6 protein-coding genes are annotated in these 7,673 nt (G+C 35.1%); 1 reads left to right on the top strand and 5 read right to left on the bottom strand.

Annotation, left to right across the window (positions count from 1 at the left end):
- Positions 1-301 precede the first annotated feature (301 nt).
- Entirely contained in the window at positions 302-2,590 is a 2,289-nt protein-coding gene (locus ACIQ0M_RS08960; protein WP_396151510.1) for a T9SS type A sorting domain-containing protein, read from the top strand.
- A 179-nt stretch (positions 2,591-2,769) separates the two neighbouring features.
- On the opposite strand, the gene ctlX is transcribed toward ACIQ0M_RS08960, so the two are convergent.
- From ctlX to ACIQ0M_RS08935, 5 genes are all read right to left on the bottom strand, one after another.
- Positions 2,770-3,705, bottom strand: a complete 936-nt coding sequence (gene ctlX / locus ACIQ0M_RS08955) for a citrulline utilization hydrolase CtlX (protein ID WP_396151509.1) — start codon at positions 3,703-3,705, stop codon at positions 2,770-2,772.
- A 149-nt stretch (positions 3,706-3,854) separates the two neighbouring features.
- Positions 3,855-4,178 carry a hypothetical protein gene (locus ACIQ0M_RS08950; RefSeq protein ID WP_396151508.1) on the bottom strand — a complete coding sequence of 108 codons (324 nt, stop codon included), beginning with the start codon at positions 4,176-4,178 and terminating at the stop codon, positions 3,855-3,857.
- On the bottom strand, positions 4,166-4,363 hold the full coding sequence (locus ACIQ0M_RS08945) for a hypothetical protein (protein WP_396151507.1): 198 nt from the start codon (positions 4,361-4,363) through the stop codon (positions 4,166-4,168). Before ACIQ0M_RS08945 ends, ACIQ0M_RS08950 begins: the two co-directional genes overlap by 13 nt.
- Before the next feature lie 51 nt (positions 4,364-4,414).
- Positions 4,415-5,329, bottom strand: coding sequence for a dimethylarginine dimethylaminohydrolase family protein (locus tag ACIQ0M_RS08940; RefSeq protein WP_396151506.1), 915 nt, complete (start codon positions 5,327-5,329; stop codon positions 4,415-4,417).
- A gap of 83 nt (positions 5,330-5,412) precedes the next feature.
- On the bottom strand, positions 5,413-7,650 hold the full coding sequence (locus ACIQ0M_RS08935) for a C25 family cysteine peptidase (RefSeq protein ID WP_396151505.1): 2,238 nt from the start codon (positions 7,648-7,650) through the stop codon (positions 5,413-5,415).
- Between the last annotated feature and the right edge of the window lie 23 nt (positions 7,651-7,673).

Genomic DNA, 7,673 nt, shown 5'->3' with positions numbered 1-7,673 from the left:
TTTCGGTGGTCAATTTCAACCGGAAAGTGGTGGTCAATTTGACCCGAAATTAGGTGGTCATTTTGAATCGGAATCGATGGTCAATTTGCTCCGGAATTAGGTGGTCAATTTGACCGTTTTTTCCAGTTGTACAAATCTAAAAAACTTAACTTGTCGTAATACTCAATTAACCTCACTCAATGTAAATAATTTGACAAATCTGGAACATTTAACATGTACGAATAGCCAGATTTCAACGCTCAGTTTAAATGGATTGTTAAACCTGAAATCTTTAGATTATTCCTTTAATTATTTAACAAATGTGAATTTATTTAATCTACCGCTACTGGAAGTTTTGGGTTGTACAGGAAATCAACTCACTACTTTAGATATTTCAAATTTAACAAGTTTAAAAACTTTATCCTGTGGATTTAATCAATTGACTACCTTAAATTTAGACGGTCTAATATCGCTTGTAGGCTTAGATTTTTCAAGTAATAATATAACCTTAGCTAACATTAGTGGAATATCGCCTGATTTAGTTTACTTGGGTTGTGGATTTAACAACTTAACAAGTTTAGATCTATCCATGTTTCCTGCATTAGAGGGTTTATCTTGTACTCAAAACCAATTAACGTCACTAGATTTATCGTTTTCAAACAATTTAAAATTTTTAGATTGTAGACAAAATCAAATAACATCTTTAAACTTGAGTAATCTAAATCAATTGTTTCAGTTAGATTGTAGCAACAATTTATTGACCTCTTTAAACACCGGCAATTTAACTGAATTATGGGCTTTGCAATGTTCAAATAATCAAATTACAAGTTTAGATTTAACCAATAATCAAAGTTTAGAAATTTTGGGATATTCAAACAATCCGTTACCTAATTTAAACTTAAATAATGTCCCAAGTTTAAAAGGTGTTTCTTGTTCTGCTACGCAAACCACCATTTTAGATGTATCAAGTTTAACAAATTTGTCCTATTTGTATTGCGATGAAAATGAATTACAAACTTTAGATGTTAGTAATTGCTCTAAACTTAATGATCTATATTGTGCAGACAATCAACTCGCTACTTTATTCTTAAAAAATGGAGCTAATGAACAAACTTTAGACTTTTCTAATAATCCGAACTTGCAATATATTTGTGCTGATACATCGCAATTAGAGAGCATACAAACCCAATTAAATTCTATGGGTATGAATACAACTGTGAGTAATTCTTATTGTAGTTTTTCTCCGGGTGGAAATCACAATACAATAACCGGGTTAACTATTTTTGATGATAACAACAACGGCTGCGAAATAACTGACGAAGTAAATCCTTTCATTCGTTTAGATATTAATGATGGTACAACAACAGGAGCAACGGTAACCAACATCAATGGAAGTTATAATTTTTTTACAAATGCGGGCAGTTACAGTATAACTCCAAATGTAGAAAACCCAACATGGTTTAATTTTTCTCCATCATTTGCTAATTTTAATTTCCCAGATAATGATAACACTATTTCTACTCAAGATTTTTGTATTCAAGCCGTAGGTACACACAATGATATAGAAGTGGTTTTGGCTCCAATCGATTTTGCCCGTCCGGGTTTTGATGCAACGTATAAAATTGTTTTCAAAAACAAAGGAAATCAAATGCACTCAGGAACTGTAACATTAAATTTTGACGATTCACGAATTGATTTTGTATCTGCAACACCGTCAGTTAATAGTGCCATAACAAATGTGTTGACTTGGAATTATGTCAATTTAATGCCTTTTGAAAACAGAAGTATTCTTATTACTTTGAACACCAATTCACCTCAAGAAATTCCGGCTGTAAATAATGGCGATATTCTCAATTTTACAACATCCATAACTCCTGTTGTAAACGATGAATTGCCAAATGATAATAGTTTTGATTTTAACCAAATTGTGGTGGGCTCTTATGACCCAAACGATATAACCTGTCTTGAAGGCGAAACAGTTGATCCATCTGAAATTGGCAACTATCTGCATTATGTTATTAATTTTGAAAATTTAGGGACTTTTTATGCTGAAAATGTTGTCGTTAGAACAGAAGTAGATGCAACAAAATATGATATTTCTACACTACAAGTAATGGATACTTCACATCCTTCAAGCACCAGAATCACTGGCAATGTTGTAGAATTTATATTTGAGGATATCAATTTAGCAGAAGCAAGCGGAAATCCACCTGTTGGTGGTCACGGAAATGTATTGTTTAAAATAAAAACGAAAGAAGATTTAGAAGTGAATGAATTTGTCACGAAAAAAGCAGGTATCTATTTTGATTATAATTTCCCAATCATTACAAATGATGCGGAAACAATTTTTGCAACTTTAAATAATCCTGATTTTGAAATTGATGAAAGTTTGACGGTATATCCAAATCCAACTTCGTCATTAATCAATATCAATAGTGATTTTATGATTCAATCTATTGAACTTTACGACATACAAGGTAGAATTTTGTCCACTAATTTAGAAAGCTCAAACGATGTTAATTTTGATATTTCCATGAGACAAAACGGATTATATTTCTTGAAAATAAAAACGGAAAAAGGCATTAAAGTTGTGAAAATAGTAAAAGAATAAGTAAAAAAACTTTAATTTGAATTAAGGAACATCTAAAATCTATTTCGTCTGTTTATGTTTATTGAGTTTTTAAAAAAACTTATTAAAAAAAACACTAGTATTTTTTCTTGCTAATTAGTAAATAAAAAAACGATGTCAGAATTAAAATTCTGACATCGTTTTTTAATACTATTCTTTACTTATTGTTTTGGTAAGAAAACCTCCGCCATCATACATCTGGCACTTCCGCCTCCACACGCTTCGATGGTATCCAAATTAGCGTGCAAAATTTCACAATGTTCTTCTATTTTATGAATCTGAGCTTTCGTTAAACTTTGATAAGCCGAATTACTCATCACCAAGTAACGCTTATCGTCTTTGCCTTTCACTTGAAGCATGTTTCCGGCAAAGTTATTCACTTGGTCTTCGGTCACTAAAATAATATCTTTTCCATCGGCTTTCAAATTGTCTAACACCATTTTGCGTTCTTGTTTGTCGTCGATACAATCCGCACAAATAACAGCGAAGGTTTCTGCAATACACATCATCACGTTGGTATGGTACATGTGTTTGCGTTCGCCGTTCACCGTTTGATAGGCTTCAAATATCACGGGAGCCAAATCAAAATCTTCACAAAACTCGATGAACAATTCTTCATCTGCACGAGGGGATAACGCACAATAGGCTTTTCCGTTATCGCGGTCTAACACAATACTGCCTGTACCTTCCAAAAAGAAACCGTCTTCTTCAGCAGAAGTATAATCCATGATTTCGCTGATGGCAAAACCTTTGTCTTCCAAAATATCCAAAATATCTTCCCGACGTTCTGCTCTTCGGTTTTCAGCAAACATGGGATACAACGTCACATCGCCATTCTCATGAAAGGAAATCCAATTGTTGGGAAAAATACTGTCGGGCGTGTCCGGGTCAAGGGTATCTTCTACCACAATCACGTTCACGCCTACTTTGCGTAGTTTCTCTACAAATGCATCAAACTCGTTTTGAGCTTTGGCGTTAACCGTTGAAGGTTTCGTATTTTCTAATACTTTTTGGTAATAATTATTGACAGCCGTTTGCTCGTTCATACGGAACGCTACGGGACGGATCATGAGGATGGAGTTGGTGGTTTGGTTCATTTTTTTTATGGTAATGGGTTAAAGGTGATGGGTAATGGGTGAATACTTCATTATTCGTAATTCAATATTCATCTGTTCATTGTTATCAAATTTACACATCAAATCGTTAATTCCTTTTCGTTTAAATTTATAGTTATTTTCTATTCAAATCACAACCATTTTGCTTCTTCACAGTGGTTGTTGAGGATATTTGTAATTAAATAATTTGTGCCTTTTTGTTCAAAAAAAACATACCAAGTTGTTCGAGAATTAGAATTGTAAAAGATGTAATTGCTCCCGAAATTATTTAACGGTATAGGTGTTTTTTTGGATGGAAAATTTTTGATATTATTTTCAACAAAATCTATAATGTTATCCTTATATACTTCCGCATTCTCAAGATAGGAAAAGTAATCTTCTTTGAAAAGAACAAAAACTAAATGAAATAGAAACTCTTCAACATCCGGTTTATACAGAATATTTACTTTTTCCATGGCAAAGCTTTAAGCCTGTCTGAAAGCCTTTTTTTTAACTCTTCTCCTGTTATTCCTTTTTTAAATTCCTCGTCAAAATTAAATGTTGCTTTTTGCTTTATCATAGCCAATTCATGCAACATTTTTTCGTCATTTAAATTAGAAATCCAATCGATAAGTTCTTTTTTTGAGGTTGCAGTTCCCATAAAACAAGATTTTGGAATACCAAATATAGCAATTATTTCAATTAATTTATACTATTCACGAATCAAAGGCAACGTCGAACATCTCAACAACCCCTCTTGTTTTGCAATTTCGGCATATGGAATTTCTTCTACGGTGAAGCCATTTTCACGAAGCCAGTTGTTTAAGCGGGTAAAGTTCTTTTCGGATACTACCACATCCGGTGCGATGGAAAACACATTTGAATTCATGTGGTACATTTCATCTCGGGTGATGTGAAATAAATTTTCTTTCCCAAAAAGGTTCACTAAAAACACATAATCGGCCTCTTCACGGAAACCGCTTTTGTAGATGATTCCTTTATTGGTGCCCACGGGCTGGAAACAACAATCCAAATGCAAGGCATTGTCGCGAGCTTCAATTTTTGACTTCACTAAATCAAATTCTTTTACCTTTTTATGTGGGAACATTTGTTTGATATATTCAACTCCCTGCCAATTTGTTCGGGCAGTGATGTAATCTTTATAATCCGAACCTTTGTAGGTGCCGATGAAAATATAGTCGTTCCACAACATGACATCTCCCCCCTCAATGTGTACTTCCTCTGGCGGACGAACGACTTTTTTCGGGTCGATGTGGTCAATAACGTACTGAATGGCGTCGAGTTCTTTTTCTCTGTCCGGTAAAATATTAGCTTTGATAAAAACATCATCAATCACAAAACCAATATCACGACTAAAAATTTGATTATAATTGGGAATAATATCCGGTCGAAACACTTCCACATCATACTTTTTAAACACTTGATTGAAGGCTTCCATTTCGGTAATCATATCGGATTCTATCGGATAGGTTCCGGCTAGAATGTGTTCCAGTGATTTTGGGTCATAGGCTTCTTCGGCAGTGGGTGTCGGACCGTTATTGACAGCGGTTCCTAACACCACGGCCCTTAATCGCGACGTTTCGTTTTGAATGTTTAATGGTAGCATACGTTTGCATTTGTCTTTTGACAAAGATAAAAAAAGCTCCTTGATTAAAGGAGCCTTTTGGTGTTTCTATTGTAAAATTATCATTATTTCACCACGATTTTTTGATTTTTCTGAAAATCTCCGTTTTGAATTGATAAAACATAAATGCCTGATAAAAGATTTTGTACCGAAATACTATAATCTGAATCAAGTGATACATTGTCATAATTCGCTAACATTCTGCCATTTAAATCAAATAATTTCACTGATGCAAATCCTACATCAGTACGATTACTTTTAATATTGATAACATCCTTGGCAGGGTTTGGATAAATTACAAATCCATTTTCGAAATCGGATAAAGATAGAGCCTCATTCACAGTAATTTCACCTCGATAGGGAGTCATATTGGGTTTGGTAAGCGTTATTTTCACCACATCTTCTGAAGTAAACGATGCCAAATCAATTTCTATTTCATTGTTAACCATTGTCCCATTAAACAAAATGATATTGTTTTGGGTAAGGGTTACATTGGCTTCAGCTACATTACTTCCAACAGAAATTACACCACCATTAATGGAAACTTCCTCGGGATGAATGGCCGTAATTGCTTGCGAAATCTGATTGCGGAACACAACCGACGGATCACCAAAAAACACCCACGTTTGCATTACTTCAATCGCTGTATTACTTTGGTCATAGGCTTCCAACATACTCAATTGACCATTGTAGAACAAACCTCCCAAGGTTGTCATACGCGTATTTTCATCACTTTGAATGATTAATTCTGTCATTTCGTCTTGGGTTTGCATCGGTTCTGCCCAAGCCATAAGAATGGACGAACCACAACTGGCAATGGCTCCGGTGATGTCGCTCCCTTGTTTGGCACACAAAAACGATTCACACAAAGAAGTATTTGACACAAAAGTCCCGTTATTACAAGCAACCGAAACTACGAACGGATATTTACCTGAATTTGTTAATTGATTCACGGCACTGTTGGTGAAATCGCCGGTACTCACACCTTCCGTCCAACCATGACCGGTATAATTCATCAAACCGGTTCCTTGATTAAGAGCATTTACAATCATTGTAGAAGATGGATTTCCGGGACTATCGCCTTCACCTTGTGAACCTTCGTAGAATTCATGAACGGTATTGTATCCAAACGCTTGTAATTTAGTTTTAATATTGCGAAGATGTTGCCAATCGGCTTCACCGTCATCGCCATAACCGTATCCTTCATTAGAACCAATGCCGATAGCATTCGTCATCCAATCTCCCGATAAAGGACTGATTTCATATTCTAAGGTTCGGTTAACCATGGTGAGTACTTGGGCTAAATTGCCTGAAAATCTTCCGACAAATAATTCAGGATAAAAATCAGCACCCTCTAACTGTCCGTAAAATGAGTCGCTGTATAAATTTTCTTCACCGTTGAATCCATAATTATGAGAAGGCAATTGTTCGTGGTCCCCAATTAATAAAACATAAACCAAATCAGGATTAGCTTCGTATTGAGCCTGTATTAGACCTTTAATATCAAAAGAAGAAACTACACCCGGTTGAGCTAACTCAATCACAGTAGTGGCAATTCCTTTTTCTTTTTTCCAATTGGCAAGAGATTCAATGACATTGCGATAAATTGGAGGACACACAATTAAAAGTTGTCCTTGCTCTTGCATGCTCTGGTATTGCAAGGCATTGGCGTAATGATTTCGATAAAACGAAGCAAAAACCTCATCGCTTTTCGGAGCCAAAACCGAACGTTCATTCAGTCCGATTTCGTTGGGTTGATGAATAATTTTAGCTGTTATATTGCGATAAACACGCAACGTTTTGGTGACAGGATTGTATTGAAACGGATAAAACGATACGGTTACTCCACGTGTTTGTCTGAGGATATAGGGATTTCCCAGTTGAGCTAAACTACCCGGAAAGAAAGCATCTTGATTAAATACTTCCCCTTTTGTGTACGGAATAGTCTCGGGATTAACGTTTCTTTTTAAACTTCCTTTGGAAGGTAGAATCTCCACATTAAGATACTCCTCAAAGCTATCGTAACTAATTTCTACTGAAAAAGCTCCTGTATCGGGCACTTGTAATGACTCTGAAAACATTGGTAAGGACGGAGCCTCTTTTTGTAACATCAATATGCTTTTGAGAGCAGAAAAGTCTTCATAGTTTTGTCCCCCTACCGTTTTTTGTTGACTGGTATAAGACGGCAAACGCAAGGTTAATTCTAACGGTTCGTTTGCTACATTTTTAACTTCAAACGTTTGGGCGGAGCAGAAAAAAATACTGCTCAATAGCATTGCGAATAGTACGTAATTTTTTTTCATCTATTTTAAAAACTGAATGGTTC

It is taken from the genome of Flavobacterium sp., from assembly GCF_044339515.1.
GTDB lineage: Bacteria > Bacteroidota > Bacteroidia > Flavobacteriales > Flavobacteriaceae > Flavobacterium.
Note: the sequence above shows the minus strand (reverse complement) of the source record. Positions and strands in the feature narration are given on the sequence as shown.

Coding starts and splice junctions, on each gene's coding strand:
- ctlX (WP_396151509.1), bottom strand. CDS start 3,705: ATGAACCAAACCACCAACTCCATCCTCATGATCCGTCCCGTAGCGTTC.
- ACIQ0M_RS08940 (WP_396151506.1), bottom strand. CDS start 5,329: ATGCTACCATTAAACATTCAAAACGAAACGTCGCGATTAAGGGCCGTG.
- ACIQ0M_RS08935 (WP_396151505.1), bottom strand. CDS start 7,650: ATGAAAAAAAATTACGTACTATTCGCAATGCTATTGAGCAGTATTTTT.
- ACIQ0M_RS08945 (WP_396151507.1), bottom strand. CDS start 4,363: ATGGGAACTGCAACCTCAAAAAAAGAACTTATCGATTGGATTTCTAAT.
- ACIQ0M_RS08950 (WP_396151508.1), bottom strand. CDS start 4,178: ATGGAAAAAGTAAATATTCTGTATAAACCGGATGTTGAAGAGTTTCTA.